A 20,487-nucleotide genomic window follows, 5' to 3' on the forward strand; every position below is an offset into this window, starting at 1 on the left:
GCGGGCCAGCCCCAGCGGGACAGGCCGATTTACCTCGTGCAGGCCGGCGCTTTCGCCGACAAATCCAACGCTCACCGCCTCGCACAGCAGCTCAGCCACCTGGGGTTTGACGCCTTTGTGAAGGAAGAGCGGTGACAAAACAGGAAAGATTTGTGCGCGGGTGGGCGGAAAAGCCCGCCGCGCGGCTGTTTCAGGGGCCTCACCCCGCCGATTTCGGCGGGGTGAGGCCCCTGTTTTTTGCGTGGAATTGATTGATTCTTTCCCGCTGCGCGCATATAATGGAGAAAGGTTCAATTTTTTCAAAGGGAAGCAGGTTGGGATATGAGCGATTATCTCCGGCGCACCTGGGCGGAAATCGACCTGGACGCGCTGTCATACAATGTCGAACAGATACAGAAGCGGCTGGCCCCCGGCTGCGGGATGCTCGGCGTGGTCAAGGCGGACGCCTATGGGCACGGGGCGCAGCAGGTGGCGGGGGTGCTGGCTCAGCACGGAACCGCGTGGTTCGGCGTCTCGAACATCGAAGAGGGGGTGGCGCTGCGCAACAGCGGGTTTGCCCAGCCGATCCTGATTTTCGGCACCACCCCGCCGGAGCTCGCGGGGGAGCTGGCGCAGCAGCGGATCACGCAGGCGGTGTACTCGCTGGAGTACGCGCGGGCGCTACAGCAGAAGGCGGAGGCCGCGGGCGCTGTGGTGGACTGCCACATCAAGCTGGACACCGGCATGACCCGGCTGGGCTTTTTATGCGACGACGGGCAGTTTGAGCGCTCGATGGCCGAGATCGAGGAGATCGCCGGGTTTGCAAATCTCAGGCTGGGCGGGGTGTTCACCCATTTTGCCAGCGCGGACGACTACGAGGGGGACGCGCCGGACTACACGCGGATGCAGTTCGACCGCTTCCAGCAGGCGGTGGCGCATCTGCGCGCGCGGGGATTGGCGCTGCCGGTCCGCCACTGCGCCAACAGCGCGGCGGTGATCAGCTACCCCGAGATGCACCTGGAGCTGGCGCGTCCGGGCATTATTTTGTACGGCATCGACCCGTCGGACCAGTGCGCAGGCCGGCTGGATTACCGGCCGGTGATGTCGCTCAAGAGCACGGTCGCTTCGATCAAGCGGATCGGGCGGGGCACGCAGGTGAGCTACGGGCGCACCTACCGTGCGCCGCGCGACATCGATGTGGCGGTGGTGCCCATCGGATATGCGGACGGCTACAGCCGGGCTCTTTCGGGGCGCGGCCGCATGCTGGTGGGCGGGCGGTACGCCCCGGTGTTGGGCCGGGTGTGCATGGATCAGCTGATGATCGATGTGACCGGCATCCCGGATGTGAAGCGCGGGGACGAGGTGGTGGCGTTCGGCCGGCAGGGCGGCAACGCCATCACAGCGGCCGAGCTCGCGGAGCAGATCGGCACCATCCCGTATGAAGTCACCTGCCTGATCTCCAAGCGCGTCCCGCGGGTATATCTGCGGGGCGGCCGGGCGGTCGAGGTGGTCAACCACATTTTATAATTGCGAAGTTTTGTGAGGAGGAAAAAAGATGTCCCGTTTTATGATCGATCTGCCGGTGAACCAGCCGGAGGAATTTGTGCGCTTTGTATCGCAGGATTTTTTCGCCAAGGAGGGGTTTGAGCTCAGCCGCTACAAGCAGGAGACGGTTTGGCGCAAGGGCATGGGCCTGCTCACCTGCCCGCAGTTTATGAAGGTGGAGTACCGCGGCGGGGTGGTGCATCTGGAGGCGTGGATGTCGCAGTTCGCGCTGCCCGGCATCTACCTGGGCGAGATGGGCGTCACCGGCGCGTGGGGCTGGGCGGTGAAGCAGACGCTGAAGAGCCGTGTGGACACGCTGATCGGGCTGCTCAGCCAGCAGGCACCCACGCCGCAGGCTGCCGCGACGGTCCCCGAAGCGCCCGCGTCCGCTGCGGGACAGGCCCCGGCGGTAAGCGCGCCCGCGGCGCCCGCAGCGCAGCAGCCGATCCCGGTGGCGGTGCACGACCCGCGCGGCAAGGCGACCGCATCGCTGGTGCTGGGCATCGTGGGCCTGCTGGCGTGGCTTTCGCCCATGTTGGGCACGGCGATCGGCGTCATCGGCATTGTGATGGGCACGATGGGCCGCAAATCCACCGCGCGCGGCCGGGCCACGGCCGGCCTGGTGCTGAGCATTTTGTCGGTGGTGGCGAGCGCTGGCAACTTCATCCTCTCGGTTTATCTGATGTTCTCGGGCATCTTCTGGTGAGGAACCATGATTTTTTGAGCGGGCTGCAACAATTTCCCACTTTCTTTGCACTGATGAAATAGCGGCCTGTTTGCGCGGCGGGGGTGGGCTTGTCAATCCCTGTCAAATCGTGTATGATGGTACAAGCGACGGCCGACTGCGGTGTACGGCGAAGAGAGGAGATTTTTCGATGATGGATTCAGCAACCGGCATGGCTGCGGCCTCCGGGATCATTACGGTACTCAAATACATACTCATCACGCTGGGGGGCGGCATTGCGCTGGGCGCGGTGGGCGGCCTGATTTATGCGGGCATCCGCTACCCAAACCCCAATAAAAGGTCGATTTTTACTGCGCGGCAGAAGGTTATCATGCTCATCTGCGTGCTGCTGGGCGTGGGATTGATTGTCACCGCGTTTGTCTATCAGCCGGGGGAAAAGGACTCGGGCGGCGACCTGATGGTGAACGCGATGATCGACCCGGCCACGGGAATGCCGATGACCGATGAATCCGGCCATGTGCTGGGCCAGGACGGGATGCCGCTGATGGATGAAAACGGCAACTATCTGGATATGAACGGGATGCCGGTTGCGCCGGGCGACGAGATGGAGCCGGACGGCGAGGAGCCCGTGGACGGCGCCCTGCCCGAGGGCGAGGACGGCGAAGCTGAAGACAGCTCGGAAGCGGACGGCGAGGAGAGCTCCGGCGAAGAGGACGCCGGCAGCAGCTCTGAGGATGCCGGCTCGGACGGCGGTTCCACGGTGACAGGCGGCTCGGTGCCCGGCGGCAACGGCGGAGGAGCGGTTGCGATCATCGGCGGCATGGGCGGCGCTGTGCGTGTTGGATAATCGACAAAATTTTGCCATGTAATTTGAACAGCCTGTAAAGTTTTGTGCTTTGCAGGCTGTTTCCATTGCTTTTTGTCCCATGCATGTTGTATAATGGATTCTTGTACAGAAGACCCTATTTTATGAGAAGTATACTGGAGGCTTAATATGAACCTGTTTCAAAAATCAACCGCGCTGCTGATGGCGGCAATTTTGAGTGTCGCCGCGCTTACCGGCTGTTCGAGCGCTGGCAAGGGGGATTCCTCGGACGCGGCCGACCCGGACAAGACCTATTATTTGTACGACGAAAACGACCGGCCCGTGGAGGTGGAGAACATCGCCACCGTCAACGGCGAGCCGATCTCGCTGGAGGAGTACCGCTACTACTTCCTTTCCGAGAAGAGCTACTATGAGCAGATGCTGGCGGCCCAGATGGGGGACGAGGCGTCCTCGGGCCCCGAGGTGATCTGGGCGAACAACCAGGAGACCCTGGACACCGTGAAGGAGCAGGCGCTGCAATACTCGATTTTTGACCGCGTGGCGAAGAAGTACGCGGCGGATAACAACATCACGCTGACCGAGGACGATCAGAAGAAGATCGATGAGATGATGCAATCCACCAAGGACCAATACGAGACCCCCGAGGCGTTCCAAGAGGCGCTGGTGGGCCAAAACATGACCGAGGACCTGTACCGTTTCCTGCTGGAGAGCCAGACGATCCAGGAGAAAATCCAGTCCACGATGGTGGCGGTGGGCAGTCCCCTCGCCCCCACCGAGGAGGAGATCAAAAAGAATTTTGACGAAAACTATCTGCACGCCAAGCATGTCCTCATTATGACCCAGGGCATCACCGACCAGGCCGAACTGGATGAGAAAAAGGCCATTGCCGACCGCGTGGCCGAGCGCGCCAAAGCGGGCGAAAACTTCGACGACCTGGTGAAGGAATACAACGAGGACCCCGGCATGGAGCAGCAGCCCGAAGGCTACTACTTCGGCGAGGGCGAGATGGTGACTGAGTTCTACGAGGGGACCAAGGCGCTCGAGGTAAACGGCATCAGCGATCCGGTGCAGACCAGCTATGGTTGGCACATCATCCAGCGGCTGCCCATCGAGGACGACTATTACGAGACCAACAAGGATCAGATTCAGAGCAAAATCCTGCAAAACGAGGTTATGCCCAAGCTGAACGAGCAGGTGGGCGCCCTGATGGACAGCGCTGTGGTGGAAAAAGCGCCTGAGTTCGACCTGATCGGGGCCACCAACCTGAAGTAATTCGGAAGATGACGCGACACCAAATAAGCCGTGGGGCCTCTGAACGGCTCCGCGGCTTTTGTTTTTGAGCGGAATGGAGGAATTTTGATGAGCGAACAAACGCTGACCCTGCGCCCCGCGCAGCGGGAGGATGTGGGAACAATTTTGGAGCTGATCCGGTTGCTGGCCGAATATGAGCATATGACCGATCAGGTGGTGGCCACCGAGGCGCTGCTGGCTGAGACGCTGTTTGACAAGCGCCAGGCCGAGGTGCTGTTGGCCGAGCTGGACGGACAATCGGTGGGGATGGCGCTGTTTTTCCACAACTACTCCACCTTTTTGGGGCGCGGCGGGCTGTATTTGGAGGACCTGTTTGTGCGCCCGGAGTATCGCGGGCGCGGGTTTGGCAAGCAGATTCTCCAGCGGCTGGCGCAGATTGCGGTGGAGCGGGGATGCGGCCGCATGGAGTGGGCGTGCCTCGACTGGAACGCGCCGAGCATCGGGTTTTACCGTTCGCTGGGCGCGCAGCCCATGGATGAATGGACGGTGTACCGCCTGACAGGCGACACGCTGGCCGCAGTGGCCGGCAACGCCGGCAGGAAAGCCGGGGATGGCACTTGCTAAGGCACAGTGTTTTGCGCACTGTAGCGCAACTGGCCCGGCTTGGGCCTGGGCGCTTTAGTTTGCACCCGGCCTTGCAGCTACGGGCACTGCACCCCACGCCTTAATAAGCACTTTCCTCGGCATTGCTGCCGGGCGCTTGCCCAACCCGGAGCCAAAAATCAAGCGGTGCGGTGCCTGCGCGCTTTGCGGGTATCGCCCGAGGGCACCCCGCAGGGGCAATGGTTCGTGGGAGCGAAGTGCAACCCTGCCACTTTTCACGAAGCGACTTCAGAACCATTGCCGAGGGGGCTTGCCGCACTTCGCTTTCACCAGCGCAGATTTTATCTCCGGGCGTGTAACGGGGTTTTCAAAGGGGTGCCCCCTTTGACACGTTTTTGCTCGCTTTTGGCGTGTACCAAAAGCGAGTCGTCGTGCGGGGCCGAAACCCCGCCGCCAAGTGAATTGCCGACATTTTCTTTTTAAAAGAAGGACATTTAAAAATGAAACATTAAATTAAAATTGCACCAGCCGTCCCGCGGAGGCGCAACCCCGCTGGCCAGTGGCCAGGGCCAAGCCGGGCCAGTTGCGCTACAGTGCGCAAAACACTGTGTCTGTAGCTGCACAGCTAAATGCACACCCCGCCGGGCAGCGCCCGGGGTGCTATGCCGGGTTAGCGTATGGCAATGCGCAAAACGCTCTGCCCGTAGCTGCAAAGCCAAGTGCCAACCCGCCCAGGGATGCTCCTGGGGGCAATGCCGGGTTAGCGCATGGCAATGCGCAAGACCACTCTGCCCGTAGCTGTACAGCTAAGTGCAAGCCCGTCGGGCATGCGCCCGGGGACAATGCCGAAGAAAACACTTGCTAAGGCGTGGGGCACACTGCCCGAAGCCAGTAATTTGCTTTGTCACTCGATGAGCTCCAGCCCGAGCTGCCCCTCGCTGACCTGCGGGATACAAATCACCTCAAAGAGGCAGGAACCGTCCTCGCGCTGTTCCAGGTCGTTTCTGCTCACGCTGGAAAAGGCGCTCTCCTCGAGCAGGCGCTGATAAAACAGGTCGGCGGCTTCGGCGGTCTCGGCCTCGCAGGTGAGGATAATGTCATGGTGATCGTAGGCCATGCCAGTGGGTTTTACCTCCTCGGGCATGGCGGTGGCCAGGCTGAGAAACACCTTGCCATCCAGTTTGGGCACCGAATCGAAGTTGATGGCCGCATCCGCAAAGGCGAACACATACTGCTCAAGCAGGGATACCGTCTTGCCGCGCAGCAGCTTGTTCTGCGCGCCGCGCACCGATACCCCCTGCTGGCGGAACACCTGCGCCACCACCATCTCGCCGCCCTTATCCTTGAGCGCCTGCGCCAGAAAAGTGCCGGTAAACAGGATACAACCCGCCAGGGCGACGCTCGCCGCAGCGGTCATAGCGCTCACGCCGGGCAGGGTCTCACGGTTCCATCTTGCGGTGCGGTTCAACGGCGCGCCTCCTTCCGCCGCCGCATCGCCCAACCGGCATGCGGCAGTCAATCCAACTCGCCCAGATATTCTTCCAAACAAATCTTTTGCTCCATAATTTTTTTCGCATGTTCGCGGCCCACATAGCGGTAGTGCCACGGCTCGTAGGTGATGCCGGTGATCTCCTGCTTATCCTTGGGATAGCGCAGGATAAAGCCGTAATCGGCGCAGTTGGCGTACAGCCATTTGAACTCGTCGAAGGTTTCAAAGTCGTGTTCCAGGTCGGCGTACTTGGTGAAGTAGTCAGCCGATACGATATCCGCCGCCAGGCCGGTGTTGTGCTCGCTGGTGCCCGGAGGCGCAACCCACTTGGCGGCCTCCACCGCCGCGTCCTCGTCGGAGTAGCCCGCCGCCTTGTACTGGTTCACCTTGTTGTTGTAAAGCACGCGGCTGCGGTCGGTGGAGCGGTAGGCCGAGCAGATTTGCAGACTGTAGCCCGCCTCCTTGGCCGCCGCGATCATCGCCTGCATATCCTCGACGATGCGCGCGTCGAGCTGATAGTTGGCGTTCACCGGGGCCAGCTCCACATCGTAGTCCCCATTCAGCTTGTGGGTGGGGTTGACGAGCACCAGCCGCCAGTCGCCGTCGGTTGTGGCGGACGCGGGAAGATCCTCCGGCTCGGACGGCGAAGAGGGGTCATCCGCTGCGGAGCTCGAGGAGGGAATCGCCGCGCCCGAAAGCTCGGACGACGAGGACGGGGATTCGGAGGAGGTGCTGCCGGGGTCTGCCTGCCGGCTGCAAGCCACCACGCCCACCGCGACCGCGCCCACCAGCAGCGCGGCCAGCAGGATGGCGGGCCAAGGGTTGCTGCGGCGCCGACGGCGGCGGTGCGGGGGAGGGGACGAGGGCCTGCCCGCGCGGGCCCGGCCGTTTATTTCGCGCGGGTTGTAGCCGCGCCGTGATTCATTGCTCATTGTTTCATCCTATCCTTTGTACGTACTGTGATTGTGGTGTAGTTTATGTTTGTATTAGGTTACCACGGATATTATATCATAAAAATATGAAATGAAAAGCGGAAGCCTGACGACAAATCGTTCCTTTTCTGGGGGCGCGGGCCTGTTATTCTGTCGGTTTGTGGGGACCGGGGGCGTGTGGAGCGCCCCGCTTCGGCGGCGGAATATTCGATATTGTGTATGGAATCAAAAGTATGGTATAATAGCCGCAATACGGCTATTATATCTTTGCTGCATCATCTGCGGCGGCAGCGGTCAGGGGGTACACGGCATGGACCTTGCGCAGCGGCTCGCATCCTGCCCCGCCATTTTAATGGAGGGTGCGCTGAGCGAACGGCTAAAACGGGAATACTGTCTCACATTCGACGGCCGGGTGGCTCTGGCCGGGCTGGTGTCCACTGAGGCGGGTCGGGATGCGCTCGCCGCCCTGTGGCGGGAATACATCGACATCGCCCGCATCTACCGCCTGCCGTTTCTGGCAACCACGCCCACCCGCCATGCCAACCGCGAACGGGTGGCTGCCTCCCGCTATGACGAATCGATTCTGGCGGAAAACGCGGCGTTTTTGTGTTCGCTGCGCGACCAGAGCCGCCACGAGATGTATGCGGGGGGCCTCATGGGCTGCAAGGGGGACGCCTACACCGGCGAGGGCGCGCTGAACGCCGGGGAGGCCCGCTCGTTCCACGCCTGGCAGGCCGGGCGCCTGGCGCGCGCGGGGCTGGATTTCCTTTACGCGGGCATCATGCCCACCCTGCCCGAGGCGCTGGGCATGGCGCAGGCGATGGGGGACACGGGCCTGCCCTACTTCATCAGCTTCACCCTGCGGCCGGACGGGCGGCTGATCGACGGCACGAGGCTGTGCGACGCGATCGAGCAGATCGACGCGGCGGCCGACCCGCGGCCCCTGTGCTACCTCACCAACTGCATACACCCCGACCGGCTTTACGAGGCGCTTTGCCAGCCGTTCAACCGCACCGCCGCCGTGAAGGAGCGGTTTTGGGGCATCCAGGCGAACGGGTCGCCGCTTTCGTTCGACGAGCTGGACGGTTGCGCCGAGCTACAGTGTTCAGAACCCGACCGCTGGGCGGCCTCGATGCTGCGCCTGCACGACGAGATGGGGCTCAAGCTGTTCGGCGGGTGCTGCGGCACCGACGCGCGGCACCTCGCCGCGATCGCGCGGCGAATCGCCAAACAACCATAAGCGGCGGGGGAATCCGCCGCATTTCCCGCCCGGCCCTGTGTGGGCGGATATTTTGAAATTTGCGGACCGCGTTCCATCCGGGCCGGCCGCAAGGAGGCAAATCTATGGACAATCTCCGCGACACCATCCGCAACTTCAGCATCATCGCGCACATCGACCACGGCAAATCCACCTTGGCCGACCGCCTGCTGGAAAAGACCAGCGCTGTGGCCCAGCGCGACATGGAGGAACAGCTCCTCGACAATATGGACATCGAACGCGAGCGCGGCATCACCATCAAGGCGCGCGCGGTCACGGTGAGCTACCACGCCAAGGACGGGCGGGACTACACCCTCAACCTGATCGATACGCCGGGGCATGTGGACTTCAACTACGAGGTCTCGCGCTCGCTGGCCGCCTGCGAGGGCGCGGTGCTTGTGGTGGACGCATCCCAGGGCATCGAGGCGCAGACGCTCGCCAACACCTACCTCGCCATCGAGCACGACCTCGAGGTGGTGCCGGTGGTCAACAAGATCGACCTGCCCGCCGCCGACCCCGACCGCGTCTGCCACGAGATTGAAAACGTGATCGGCCTGCCCGCCATGGACGCGCCCCGCATCTCGGCCAAGCAGGGCATCGGCATCGACGAGGTGCTCGAACGGATTGTTTCGGACATCCCCGCGCCGGACGGCGATGAAAACGCCCCGCTCAAGGCGCTGATTTTCGACAGCTTTTACGACAGTTACAAGGGGGTTATCGTGTACATCCGCGTGATGGACGGCACGCTCACCCCGGGCATGACCATCCGCATGATGGGCACCGGCGCGGAATTTACCGTGGTGGACGTGGGCACGATGGGCGCGACCCGCCTCAACCCCGCGCCGCGGCTGTGCGCGGGGCAGGTGGGCTATCTCACCGCCAGCATCAAAAATGTGCGCGACACCCGCGTGGGCGACACCGTGACCGACGCGGCCCGCCCCTGTGCTGAGGCGCTGCCCGGCTACCGCAAGGTAAACCCCATGGTGTTCTCGGGCATCTATCCGGCTGATTCGGCCCGCTACCCCGACTTGCGCGACGCGTTGGAAAAGCTCCAGCTCAACGACGCGTCCCTGAGCTTTGAGCCTGAGACCTCAATCGCGCTGGGGTTCGGCTTCCGCTGCGGCTTTTTGGGCCTGCTGCATATGGAGATCATCCAGGAGCGGCTGGAGCGCGAGTTCAACCTCGATCTCGTCACCACAGCCCCGAGCGTTATCTACAAGCTCACCCTGACAAACGGCGAAAAAATCGAGATCGACAACCCCACCAACTACCCCGACCCGGCGCTGATCGCCGAGGCGGAGGAGCCGTTTGTGCGCGCCTCGATTTTCACCCCCAGCCAGTACATCGGCAACATCATGGACCTGTGCCAGGGGCGGCGCGGCGAGTACCGCGACACCAAATATCTGGATGAGGACCGCGTGGAGCTGCACTACGACCTGCCGCTCAATGAGATCATCTACGACTTTTTCGACGCGCTCAAGAGCCGCACGCGGGGCTACGCCTCGTTCGACTACGAGCTTTCGGGCTACCGGCCGTCCAAGCTGGTCAAGCTGGATATCCTGCTCAACGGCGACATTGTGGACGCTCTGTCGTTCATCGTGTTTGCCGACAACGCCTATCCGCGCGCGCGACGCATGGCGGAAAAGCTCAAGGAGAACATCCCGCGCCAGATGTTTGAGGTGCCCATCCAGGCGGCGGTGGGCGGCAAGATCATCGCCCGCGAGACGGTGAAGGCGCTGCGCAAGGACGTGCTGGCCAAGTGCTATGGCGGCGACATCACCCGAAAAAAGAAGCTGCTGGAAAAGCAGAAGGAAGGCAAGAAGAAGATGCGTCAGCTCGGCACTGTGGAGGTGCCGCAGGAGGCGTTCATGGCGGTACTCAAATTAGATGAATAAGGGCGGCGACAGTTGGATGGATACATTTAAGAAGATTATGAAGGAATGGGTGATCCCATTCGGGTTAGAGATTCTGGCGGTGCTTCTGATTGTGAAGTATGTGTTTTTCTTTGCGGTGGTGCCCACCGGCTCGATGCTGCCCACCGTCTCAGAGCACAGCCTGTTGTTTTCCACCCGCATGTACAACCCTGAAAAGAATGTAAAGCGCGGGGATATCCTGGTGTTTTACAGCGACGAGCTGGAGGAGACCCTGCTCAAACGGTGCATCGGGCTGCCCGGCGAGCATGTGGTGATCGACAGCAACGGCCAGGTGACGATCGACGGCGTACCGCTGGACGAGCCCTATGTGGTGTACAAAAACGGCGACACCGGCAACTTTGTGGTGCCTGAGGGCTGCTTTTTGTTCCTGGGGGACAACCGCAACGGTTCGCTGGACGCGCGCTATTGGGATAACCCCTACATTTCCGGCGACCAGATCAAGGGCAAGGCGCATTTCACCATCTGGCCGTTTGACAACTTCGGGCCTCTGAAATAAGCGCGATGTTTCACCCGTTCTGCGGATTGCGGCTGACGCTGCTCCGCAGGGCGGTTTTTACTTTTATATGTGAAAAATATCAGCAATTCATTTGGCAACAGGTTTGCAAGTGATTTGCCAGCTACGGGCAGAGTGTTTTGCGTATTGTAGCGCAACCGGCCCGGCTTGGGCCTGGGCGCTTTAGTTTGCACCTGGCCTGCCAGCTACGGGCAGAGCGGTTGCTTCGGCATTGCCCCCAGGGGCATCCCTGGGCGGGTTTGCACTTGGCTTTGCAGCTTCGGGCACAGTATTTTGCGCACTGTAGCGCAATTGGCCCGGCTTGGGCCTGGGCGCATGCCCAGCGGGGTTGCGCCCCCGCGCGACGCCTCACTTTTGGTACGCGCCAAAAGTGAGCAAAAGCGCGCCAAAGGGCGTTCCCCCCTTTGGCATTCCCCCTTTTGGGGCGGAGTAGACGGCCTGCGCTGTTTTTATCGGTTTTCACAAGTGCCCTCGGCAGGTGCCTTCCAGTCGCTTCGTGCAAATTCCAGGGAGTGCACTCGCTCCAATCAGGCACCTGTCCCGCCTTTGGCGGGATCCCCTCGGGTAATGCCCGCATACACTCAGCCGTCCCCCGCTTGCCCTAGATCCTCCGCCCCTCCGAGGGCGTAAATGCGGTGTTCTATTTGTACCCCCGGCTTCGCCACCGCGCCCCCACACAACGTAAGCGCCTTCCTCGGCATTGCTGCTGGGCGCTTGCCCGACCCGGAGCCAAAAATCAAGCGGTGCGGTGCCTGCGCGCCGTGCGGGTGTCGCCCGAGGGCACCCCGCAGGGGCAATGGTTCGTGGGAGCGAAGCGCGCCCTTGCCTTTTTTCGCGAAGCGACTTCAGAACCATTGCCGAGGGTACTTACCGCACTTCGCTAACACCAGCGCCGATTTTATCTCCGACGCGGGGGTTTCAAAAGGGGGAAACCCTTTTGTGTGCTTTCTTGGTCCTTCTTTTCACATAAAAGAAGGACATTTAAAAAATAAACATTAAATTAAAATTGCACCAGCCGTCGTGCGGGGCCGAACCCCCGCCCAGGCGGCGCCGCGGAAAGCACTTGCTAAAGCATGGGGCGCGGTGGCCGAAGTTGTGAAGCCGGGTGCGAACCCGCCGGGCAGTGCGCAAAGCCCCGCCCCCAGCAGCGCAGCCCCAACCCCGCAAAAAGGCGCAAAAAAACGAGCGCACGGGGGATGTGTCCAAGTCCATCCCCCGCGCACCCGCGAAAAGACGCAAAAAGGGCGCTGCATGTTGTTACTCATACAGCCCCCCGAATGTTCGCCATCCATTCGTGCAACGCAGACCGCCTGCAAAATACAGCGCGGCACATTCTCCCCGGCTCACTCTCCCACCGCGGGCGAACCCGCGGGCGGCCCCTGTCCCTTGCTTTACAGGGCGGGAAAAATGTTGTATAATGTCGTTGCAAGGCGCGGCATTATTGCCGCAGTGTATGAGCTTACCCTCATATGCAGGGCGCAGGAGAGGTCAACTCCTGGGCCTGCCTTGCGCTTTTTGCGCCTTAAACTTATTATAGGCGAATATTGGCAAAAAATCAAGTGTTTTGTCGAAAAAAGGAGGTCCCGCCATGTCCCCGCTCGGCGTCTACCTGCACGTGCCGTTCTGCGCGTCCAAGTGCCCCTATTGCGACTTCTACTCGCTCGCCGGGGACGAGTCCGCGATGGACGCCTACACCGCAGCTGCCCTCGCGGGCATCGACGCGGCTGCGCGCGTGTTCGCCCCGCGCCGTGCGGATACCCTCTACCTCGGCGGCGGCACCCCCAGCCTGCTGGGGGCGGCGCGGCTGGGCGCGCTCATCGGGCGCGCCCGCAGCGCCTTTGGGCTGTCGGACGCGGAGGTGACGGTGGAGGTGAACCCCGCGGACGGGCTGCGTCCGCTGTTCGACAGCCTGGCCGCCGCCGGGGTGGGCCGCCTTTCGATGGGCCTGCAAAGCGCGGTATCCGCCGAGACCGCCTTTCTCGGCCGCCGCCACACCCCGCAGCAGGCGGCTGACGCGGTGCGCGACGCGCGCGCTGCGGGCATCGGCAACATCAGCCTCGACCTGATGCTGGGGATTCCGCAGCAGACCGCCGAAAGCGTGGAACAGTCGATCGATTTCTGCGCCGCGCTGGGGGTGGATCACATCTCCGCCTATCTTCTAAAGGTGGAGGAGGGCACGCCGTTCGCGCGCCGGGGCGTGGGGGCGCTCTGCCCGGACGAGGACGCGCAGGCGGACATCTACCTGCGCGCGGTCGAACTGCTGGGGCAGCGCGGCTACCGGCAGTACGAGATATCCAACTTCGCGCGCCCGGGGCGGGAGAGCCGCCACAACCTCAAATACTGGAACCGTGAGGATTATCTCGGTATCGGCCCGGCGGCGCACGGCTGTGTGGGCGGCGCGCGCTACTATTTTCCACGGGATCTGCGCGGCTTTGTGGAAAACCCGGCGGCCGTGCTCTCCGAACGGGACGATGAGCCGCTCGCGCTCGAGGCCGTCGCGGCGCGCGCTGCGAAGGGCGCAACCGGCCCGGAGGCGCTGGGGGAATACCTGATGCTGCGGCTGCGGCTGGCGGCCGGGTTTGACTACCGCGAGACCCGCGCCCGCTTCCCCGCGTTCGACCCATCCCCCTTGCCGCGCGCGGCTGCGCCCATGGCGAGGGCCGGGCTGTGCCAGATAAACGAAAGCGGGATCGCGCTGACCCCGCGCGGCTTTCTGGTGAGCAACGCGGTGATCGCGCGGCTGCTCGACGCGCTCCCCGGCGCAATCTATTAAAGTGATAGACCCGGCAGGCCAAGCGCCCGCCGGGTTTTTTGCACCCTTGGGGCCAATTGCGGCGCGGGGGGCAAATCCTTTGTAAATATTTTATGAATCCGCTTGACAAATGGAAAATCTCGTGTAGAATAATAATCGTTAGCACTCGATATAAATGAGTGCTAAGTTCGGATAAGAGGTGATTTGCTGTGGAGATTGACAACCGAAAACTGAAGATACTCGCAGCGATCGTCGAATACTACATCCGCACGGGCGAGCCGGTGGGCAGCAAGACGTTGGCGCAGATGCTGGAGTTCCAGGTGTCGCCCGCCACGGTGCGCAACGAGATGGCGGCGCTGTTCGACCTGGGGCTTTTGGAGCAGCCGCACACGTCGGCCGGGCGGATTCCGTCCCACCTGGGTTACCGGGTGTACATCAACCAGCTGATGCGCTGCCAGCCGCTCACCGAACAGGAGCGCGACGAGATCGACGCGCTGTTCAACGTGAGCGACCCTGACCCCGACCGCCTGCTGGCGGACGCGGCCAACGCGCTGGCCGAATATACCGGCTACGCCACCATCTCCACCACAGTGACCCCCAAGCATGTGACGGTGCGCCGCATCGAGGTGGTCCCCATCGACCGCCGCACGGTGATGATGGTGGTGATCGCGTCCAACGGCGTGATTAAAAACAAGGTGGCGCGCGTAAACTATCTTTTAAACCACGAGATCATCGAGTTTTTCAACAAATTTGCGAACGACCGCTTCGGCGGGCGCTCGATGGATGAGATCACCACGATGTATCTGAGCTCGGTGGCGGTGGCGCTGGGCGAGTATTCCAAGATTTTCACCCCGCTGCTGGCCGGCATCTACGAGCTGTGCCGTTCGATCAACGACGGCCCCTACTTTGCCAGCGGCGAGACCAACCTGCTGGGCTACAAGGAGTTCGGGCCGGTGGCGCACGACCTGCTCACCACCATTGCGGACCGCCAGAAGTTCGCCGACCTGCTGCCCATCGGCAGCGGCGAGGGGGTCAAGGTGTCTATCGGCAAGGAGAACCCGCGGTCCGAGCTCACCGATTCGTCGGTGATTGTGGCCACCTACAAGATCGGCCGCGACAGTTGCGGTGCGATCGGCGTGGTGGGGCCGGTGCGGCTGGATTACCGCCGCCTGATCCCGCACATCGAATATTTCGCCAAGACCCTGGGCGAGCTGTTATCCAACACCCTCGACAACGGGGAGGACTAAAAACAGAGAGGAGACATGCGCATTGTCTGCCAAAAAAGCAAACGCGCCGGCGCCCGACGCCGAAGAGATCGAGGAAATCGAACAGGGCGGGGAGCCCGAGACCGGGGCCGCCGCCGAGGAGGCCGCGCCGCCTGAAAAGACCGAAGCGGAGCAGCTGGCCGAACAGGTGGAACAGTTGAACGACCGCCTGATGCGCACCCTGGCCGAATATGACAACTACCGCAAGCGCTCGCAGAAGGAGCGCACGGAGCTCTACCCCGAGGCGGTGGCCGCCACGGTGACCAAGTTCCTGCCGGTGGTGGATAACTTTGAGCGCGCCCTCGAGAGCGCCTGTTCAGACGCGGACTTCAAGAAGGGGGTCGAGATGATCTACACCTCGATGATGGAATGCCTCAAGGGGCTGGGCGTCGAGGAGATCGAGGCGCAGGGCGCTGCGTTCGACCCGAATTTCCACAACGCGGTGATGCACATCGAGGACGAAGCCCTCGGCGAAAACGTCGTCGCGTCGGTGTTCCAAAAGGGATATAAGATCGGCGACCGCGTGCTGCGCCACGCGATGGTGCAGGTAGCCAACTAGGCGGGCAACGCCCGCAGGCGATGCCGGGCAAACCGCACAGCGGTGGCCTGGGCGCACTGCCCGAAGCCGGATACATCGCTGCAAAAGGCGAAGCGGGCAACGGCCGGTGGATTCCCGGGAAAGGTGCATACCGCGCTTTTCCCATCAAAAAGGCAACAATCACTTCACATTCACATAAATTGAAAACAAATTGGAGGGCATTGATTATGGGAAAAATTATAGGCATTGATTTGGGTACCACCAACTCCTGCGTGGCCGTTATGGAAGGCGGCGAGCCGGTCGTCATTGCGAACGCCGAGGGCGCCCGCACCACCCCGTCGGTGGTATCGTGGAACAAATCGGGCGAACGCATGGTGGGCCAGGTGGCCAAGCGCCAGGCGGTGGCAAACCCCGACCGCACCGTAAGTTCGATCAAACGCCACATGGGCAGCGACTACAAGGTACACATCGACGACAAGGCCTACACCCCGCAAGAGATTTCCGCGATGATCCTGCAAAAGCTCAAGACCGACGCCGAGGCGTATCTGGGCGAGAAGGTGACCGAGGCGGTCATCACCGTGCCGGCCTACTTCAGCGATTCGCAGCGCCAGGCCACCAAGGACGCGGGCAAGATCGCGGGCCTGGAGGTCAAACGCATCATCAACGAGCCCACCGCCGCGGCTCTGGCCTACGGCGTGGATAAGGAAAACGACCAGAAGATCATGGTATACGACCTGGGCGGCGGCACCTTCGACGTCTCGATCATCGAGATGGGCGACGGCGTGCAGGAGGTTCTGGCCACCAACGGCGACACCCGTTTGGGCGGTGACGACTTCGACGAGCGCATCATGAACTATCTGGTGGCCGAGTTCAAAAAGGAGAGCGGCATCGACCTTTCCAGCGACAAGATGGCGATGCAGCGCCTGAAGGAGGCCGCCGAGAAGGCCAAGATCGAGCTTTCCGGCATGACCACCGCCAACATCAACCTGCCGTTCATCACGGCGGACGCCACCGGCCCGAAGCATCTCGACATCACCCTGACCCGCGCGAAGTTCAATGAGCTCACCGCGGACCTGGTGGAGCGCACCATGGGCCCTGTGCGCCAGGCGCTGGCCGATTCCGGCCTCAAGATCGGCGAGATCGACAAAGTGCTGCTGGTGGGCGGTTCCACCCGTATCCCCGCCGTGCAGGACGCGGTCAAATCCTTCACCGGCAAGGACCCGTTCAAGGGCATCAACCCCGATGAATGCGTCGCCATCGGCGCGTCCATCCAGGGCGGCGTGCTGGGCGGCGACGTCAAGGGCCTGCTGCTGCTGGATGTCACCCCGCTGTCGCTGGGTCTCGAAACCCTGGGCGGCGTGTTCACCAAGCTGATCGATCGCAACACCACCATCCCCACCAAGAAGAGCCAGATCTTCTCCACCGCCGCCGACGGCCAGACCTCGGTTGAAATCCACGTGTTGCAGGGCGAGCGCGAGATGGCCGCGGACAACAAGACGCTGGGCAACTTCCGCCTGGACGGCATCCCGGCTGCGCCGCGCGGCGTGCCGCAGATCGAAGTCACCTTCGATATCGACGCGAACGGCATTGTGAATGTCTCCGCCAAGGATCTGGGCACCGGCAAGGAGCAGAAGATCACCATTACCTCCTCCACCAACATGTCCAAGGAGGATATCGACAAGGCCGTGAAGGACGCCGAGGCCTTTGCCGCCGAGGATAAGAAGCGCCGCGAGGAAATCGACGTGCGCAACACCGCCGACCAGACGGTCTACCAGTCCGAAAAGACGATTGCCGACCTGGGCGACAAGCTGGATGCAGCCGACAAGGGCGAGCTGGAAACCAAGGTGAACGCCCTGAAGGAAGCCCTCAAGGGCGCCAATATCGACGACATCAAGGCCAAACAGGAGGACCTGCAAAAGAAGTTCTACGAGGTATCCTCCAAGGTGTACAGCCAGACGCAGGGCGCGCCGGGCGCTGACGCTGCGGGCGCCAATCCGGGTGCGGGCGCTGCGGGCCCGAACGTAGGCGAGGACGGCTACGTGGACGCGGACTACAAGGACGCCGACTAAGCGGGGACGCCCCCGCAGGCATGCCGGGCGTTTGATACAGCAATTTCCCGGGCGCTCTGCCCGAAGCCGGAGACGCCGCTGCGAAGGACGTAACCGGCGGGCGGGGACGCCCCCGCAGGCGCCAATCATTCCGATGAAAAAGCCATCAAATAAACCCAACCGGAATCCAAGCGGCGGCCTCGCCGCTTGGATTTCTGGCGAATGGGCGGCTGTACAAACGGCAATGGATATGCTACACTAAAGAGCGCATGACTTTACGATAGATAAGGGTGGTAACTTTGCCAGACAAAAGAGATTATTATGAGGTGCTCGGCGTACAGAAGGGCTGTTCGGACGACGAGCTGAAAAAGGCATACCGCGGTCTCGCCAAAAAATATCACCCGGATTTAAACCCCGGCGATAAGGAAGCCGAGGCCAAGTTTAAAGAGGTCAACGAGGCGTATGAAATCCTCTCCGACCCGCAGAAGCGCCAGCGCTACGACCAGTTCGGCTTTGCCGGGGTGGACCCGAGCTACGGCGCGGGTGGCGCAGGCGGCGGGGCAGGGTTCGGCGGCTTCGATATGGATATCGATTTGGGCGACATTTTCGGCAGCTTTTTCGGGGGCGGCTTCGGCGGGAGCACCCGCACCCGCAACCCGAACGGCCCGATCCGCGGCAACGCGGTGAACGTCCAACTGAACCTTTCGTTCATCGAGGCGGCCAAGGGCTGCCAAAAGGAGGTCACAGTGCAGCGGCTGGAGCGCTGCGACACCTGCTCGGGCACCGGCGCGGCCAACGGCACCCAGCCCGAGACCTGCCCGGACTGCAACGGCACCGGCCAGGTGCGGGTGCAGCAGCGCACCCCGTTCGGCGTGATCCAGACCAGTAAGACCTGCCCCAAGTGCAGCGGCAAGGGCAAGGTCATCAAGACCCCATGCGGCGACTGCCGCGGCATGGGCCGGGTTCGCCACACCCGCAAGATCACCGTCAACGTGCCCGCGGGCATCGACGACGGCCAGACCTTTGTGTTGCAGGGCCAGGGCGACCACGGCGTGAACGCCGGCCCGGCGGGCGACCTCAACGTCACCGTCTCGATCCGGCCCGACCCGATTTTTGAGCGCGACGGGTTCAACGTGTGGTGCGAAATCCCCATCACCTTTGCACAGGCCGCGCTGGGCGACGAGATCACCGTGCCCACCATCGACGGCAGGGTGAAATACGACGTGCCCGAGGGTACCCAGCCCGGCACCACCTTCCGCCTGCGCAACAAGGGCATCCCGTATGTGAACGGGCGCGGGCGCGGCGACCAGTATGTCAAGGTGGCGGTGGAGGTGCCCCGCAACATGAACGCCAAGCAGAAGGCGGCGCTCAAGGAATTCGACGCGCTGTCCGGCGAGAAAAACTACGAGAAGCGCAAGAGCTTTTTCGATAAACTCAAGGACGCAATGAAAGGGGACGAATAACCGGTGGAATGGAGCGAAGTGACGGTCAAAACGCCTGTGGACCGGGCGGAGGAGGCTGCTGCCATCGCGCAGATGGCGGTGCCCTACGGCTTATATATCGAGGATTATTCCGATTTGCTGACCGAGGCGCCCAAGATCGCGCACATCGACCTGATCGACGAGGAGCTGCTGGCGCGCGACCGCGAGCACGCGCTCATCCATCTGTACATCAAGCCCACTGAGAACCCAGCCGAGGCGGTGTCGTTCCTCACCGAGCGCCTCACCGAATCCGGCGTGCCCTTTGAGATCGGCACCGTGAAGGTGCGCGAGGAGGACTGGGCCACCGCCTGGAAGAAATATTATCATCCCACCAAGGTGGGCCGCCGCCTGGTGGTGTGCCCCTCGTGGGAGGAATACAGCCCCGCGCCCGGCGAGGTGGTGCTTTCGCTCGACCCGGGCATGGCGTTCGGCACCGGCACCCACGACACCACCCGCCTGTGCATGCGGCTGCTCGAAGACTACGTCACCCCGGACACCGAGCTGCTCGACATGGGCTGCGGCAGCGGCATCCTTTCGATTTCCGCCATGCTGCTGGGCGGACGGTCGGCGGTGGGCGTGGATATCGACGACACCGCGGTGCGCATCGCCGGGGAGAACGCCGCCATGAACCATGTGGACGGCCGCTGCACCTTCCTGTGCGGCGACCTCACCGACAAGGTGAGCGGTAGCTTCAATGTGATCTGCGCCAATATCGTGGCGGATGTGATTATCCGCCTGAGCCCCGCGATCCCGCAGTATCTGCGGCCGGACGGGGTGTTCATCGCCTCGGGCATCATCGGCGAGCGCGCCGAGGAGGTGGCCCGCGCCCTGGAGGGCATCGGGCTTGAGATCGTCCGCCGCGAGGAGAGCGGCGGCTGGGTGGCCTTGGCCTGCCGCTGGGGTCGGTAATGCCCCCGGGCGCATGCCCGGCGGGTTCGCTTGTAGCCTTGCAGCTACGGGCACAGTGTTTTGCGCACTGCCGTGCGGCTGCCTCGGCACCACCCCCGCGGGACGCCATCCTTTTGGTACGCGCCAAAAGGATGCAAAAGCGCGCCAAAGGGCGTTCCCCCCTTTGGCATCCCCCTAGGGGCGGTCGGCCAATGGCCGAAGGAAAGCCGGGCAGGCTCGTTTGTTAAGTAAAGTGCAGCTTCCGCGCGGAGGACGCACCCGGTATGGCGCAAGCGCCAACCCGGATTGCCTGTCGGCGCTGCCGACCCGCCCGCGAGTCGCTTCGTGAAAAATTTGTAGGGCCCACTCGCTCCACGCGGGCGGCTGTCCCGCTGCGGCTGCGCCGAGCGGGATTCCCTCGGGTAATGCCCGCATCCGCTCTGCCGTCCCCCGCTTGCCCTAGATCCTCCGCCCCTCCGAGGGCGTAAATGTGGTATTC

General features: G+C 62.5%; 17 protein-coding genes. 15 read left to right on the plus strand and 2 right to left on the minus strand.

Annotated features, from left to right (window positions below; all coding sequences use genetic code 11):
* Positions 1–36: 36 nt before the first annotated feature.
* The 6 genes from H8711_RS14325 (at position 37) to H8711_RS04160 (ending at position 4,910) form a co-directional block, all read left to right on the plus strand.
* Complete coding sequence (locus H8711_RS14325) at positions 37–135, plus strand: SPOR domain-containing protein (RefSeq protein WP_430413565.1); 99 nt, start codon at positions 37–39, stop codon at positions 133–135.
* Between the two features lie 186 nt (positions 136–321).
* Positions 322–1,506, plus strand: coding sequence for an alanine racemase (gene alr / locus H8711_RS04140; protein WP_249282279.1), 1,185 nt, complete (start codon positions 322–324; stop codon positions 1,504–1,506).
* A 28-nt stretch (positions 1,507–1,534) separates the two neighbouring features.
* Positions 1,535–2,230, plus strand: coding sequence for a DUF4190 domain-containing protein (locus H8711_RS04145; RefSeq protein WP_249282280.1), 696 nt, complete (start codon positions 1,535–1,537; stop codon positions 2,228–2,230).
* Between the two features lie 169 nt (positions 2,231–2,399).
* Positions 2,400–3,056, plus strand: coding sequence for a hypothetical protein (locus H8711_RS04150; protein ID WP_249282281.1), 657 nt, complete (start codon positions 2,400–2,402; stop codon positions 3,054–3,056).
* 147 nt (positions 3,057–3,203) lie between these two features.
* A complete protein-coding gene (locus H8711_RS04155; RefSeq protein ID WP_249282282.1) occupies positions 3,204–4,307 on the plus strand; it encodes a peptidylprolyl isomerase in 1,104 nt (367 codons plus the stop codon).
* 87 nt (positions 4,308–4,394) lie between these two features.
* Positions 4,395–4,910: a GNAT family N-acetyltransferase gene (locus H8711_RS04160; protein ID WP_249282283.1), complete on the plus strand. Its 516-nt coding sequence runs from the start codon at positions 4,395–4,397 to the stop codon at positions 4,908–4,910.
* 883 nt (positions 4,911–5,793) lie between these two features.
* Here H8711_RS04160 and H8711_RS04165 read toward each other — a convergent pair.
* A complete protein-coding gene (locus H8711_RS04165; protein WP_249282284.1) occupies positions 5,794–6,357 on the minus strand; it encodes a hypothetical protein in 564 nt (187 codons plus the stop codon).
* Between the two features lie 47 nt (positions 6,358–6,404).
* Positions 6,405–7,310, minus strand: coding sequence for a M15 family metallopeptidase (locus H8711_RS04170; RefSeq protein ID WP_249282285.1), 906 nt, complete (start codon positions 7,308–7,310; stop codon positions 6,405–6,407).
* A 310-nt stretch (positions 7,311–7,620) separates the two neighbouring features.
* Here H8711_RS04170 and H8711_RS04175 point away from each other — a divergent pair, with 310 nt between their 5' ends.
* The 9 genes from H8711_RS04175 to prmA all read left to right on the plus strand — a co-directional run bounded on the left by H8711_RS04175 (position 7,621) and on the right by prmA (position 20,009).
* Positions 7,621–8,550: a homocysteine S-methyltransferase family protein gene (locus H8711_RS04175; protein ID WP_249282286.1), complete on the plus strand. Its 930-nt coding sequence runs from the start codon at positions 7,621–7,623 to the stop codon at positions 8,548–8,550.
* 104 nt (positions 8,551–8,654) lie between these two features.
* Positions 8,655–10,463 carry a translation elongation factor 4 gene (gene lepA, locus H8711_RS04180; protein WP_249282287.1) on the plus strand — a complete coding sequence of 603 codons (1,809 nt, stop codon included), beginning with the start codon at positions 8,655–8,657 and terminating at the stop codon, positions 10,461–10,463.
* A 16-nt stretch (positions 10,464–10,479) separates the two neighbouring features.
* Positions 10,480–10,998, plus strand: coding sequence for a signal peptidase I (gene lepB / locus H8711_RS04185; protein ID WP_249282288.1), 519 nt, complete (start codon positions 10,480–10,482; stop codon positions 10,996–10,998).
* A gap of 1,606 nt (positions 10,999–12,604) precedes the next feature.
* The gene (gene hemW, locus H8711_RS04190) at positions 12,605–13,789 is read left to right on the plus strand and encodes a radical SAM family heme chaperone HemW (RefSeq protein ID WP_249282289.1); all 1,185 of its coding nucleotides are present in this window, start codon (positions 12,605–12,607) and stop codon (positions 13,787–13,789) included.
* Positions 13,790–13,977: 188 nt separating this feature from the next.
* Complete coding sequence (gene hrcA / locus H8711_RS04195; protein ID WP_249282290.1) at positions 13,978–15,015, plus strand: heat-inducible transcriptional repressor HrcA; 1,038 nt, start codon at positions 13,978–13,980, stop codon at positions 15,013–15,015.
* The gene (gene grpE / locus H8711_RS04200; protein ID WP_343274637.1) at positions 14,957–15,592 is read left to right on the plus strand and encodes a nucleotide exchange factor GrpE; all 636 of its coding nucleotides are present in this window, start codon (positions 14,957–14,959) and stop codon (positions 15,590–15,592) included. Before hrcA ends, grpE begins: the two co-directional genes overlap by 59 nt.
* Positions 15,593–15,798: 206 nt before the next feature.
* Positions 15,799–17,640 (plus strand): molecular chaperone DnaK, encoded by a 1,842-nt coding sequence (gene dnaK / locus H8711_RS04205; protein ID WP_249282292.1) that lies wholly within the window; start codon positions 15,799–15,801, stop codon positions 17,638–17,640.
* Positions 17,641–17,918: 278 nt separating this feature from the next.
* Complete coding sequence (dnaJ, locus tag H8711_RS04210; protein ID WP_249282293.1) at positions 17,919–19,082, plus strand: molecular chaperone DnaJ; 1,164 nt, start codon at positions 17,919–17,921, stop codon at positions 19,080–19,082.
* Between the two features lie 3 nt (positions 19,083–19,085).
* Entirely contained in the window at positions 19,086–20,009 is a 924-nt protein-coding gene (gene prmA, locus H8711_RS04215) for a 50S ribosomal protein L11 methyltransferase (protein WP_249282294.1), read from the plus strand.
* Positions 20,010–20,487 lie beyond the last annotated feature (478 nt).

Origin of the sequence: Ligaoa zhengdingensis (assembly GCF_014384885.1) — a bacterium.
Classification (GTDB): Bacteria; Bacillota; Clostridia; order Oscillospirales; family Ruminococcaceae; genus Ligaoa; species Ligaoa zhengdingensis.

Coding starts and splice junctions, on each gene's coding strand:
- H8711_RS04170 (WP_249282285.1), bottom strand. CDS start 7,310: ATGAGCAATGAATCACGGCGCGGCTACAACCCGCGCGAAATAAACGGC.
- H8711_RS04145 (WP_249282280.1), top strand. CDS start 1,535: ATGTCCCGTTTTATGATCGATCTGCCGGTGAACCAGCCGGAGGAATTT.
- H8711_RS04155 (WP_249282282.1), top strand. CDS start 3,204: ATGAACCTGTTTCAAAAATCAACCGCGCTGCTGATGGCGGCAATTTTG.
- H8711_RS04175 (WP_249282286.1), top strand. CDS start 7,621: ATGGACCTTGCGCAGCGGCTCGCATCCTGCCCCGCCATTTTAATGGAG.
- H8711_RS04160 (WP_249282283.1), top strand. CDS start 4,395: ATGAGCGAACAAACGCTGACCCTGCGCCCCGCGCAGCGGGAGGATGTG.
- lepA (WP_249282287.1), top strand. CDS start 8,655: ATGGACAATCTCCGCGACACCATCCGCAACTTCAGCATCATCGCGCAC.
- alr (WP_249282279.1), top strand. CDS start 322: ATGAGCGATTATCTCCGGCGCACCTGGGCGGAAATCGACCTGGACGCG.
- hemW (WP_249282289.1), top strand. CDS start 12,605: ATGTCCCCGCTCGGCGTCTACCTGCACGTGCCGTTCTGCGCGTCCAAG.
- lepB (WP_249282288.1), top strand. CDS start 10,480: ATGGATACATTTAAGAAGATTATGAAGGAATGGGTGATCCCATTCGGG.
- dnaK (WP_249282292.1), top strand. CDS start 15,799: ATGGGAAAAATTATAGGCATTGATTTGGGTACCACCAACTCCTGCGTG.
- H8711_RS04150 (WP_249282281.1), top strand. CDS start 2,400: ATGATGGATTCAGCAACCGGCATGGCTGCGGCCTCCGGGATCATTACG.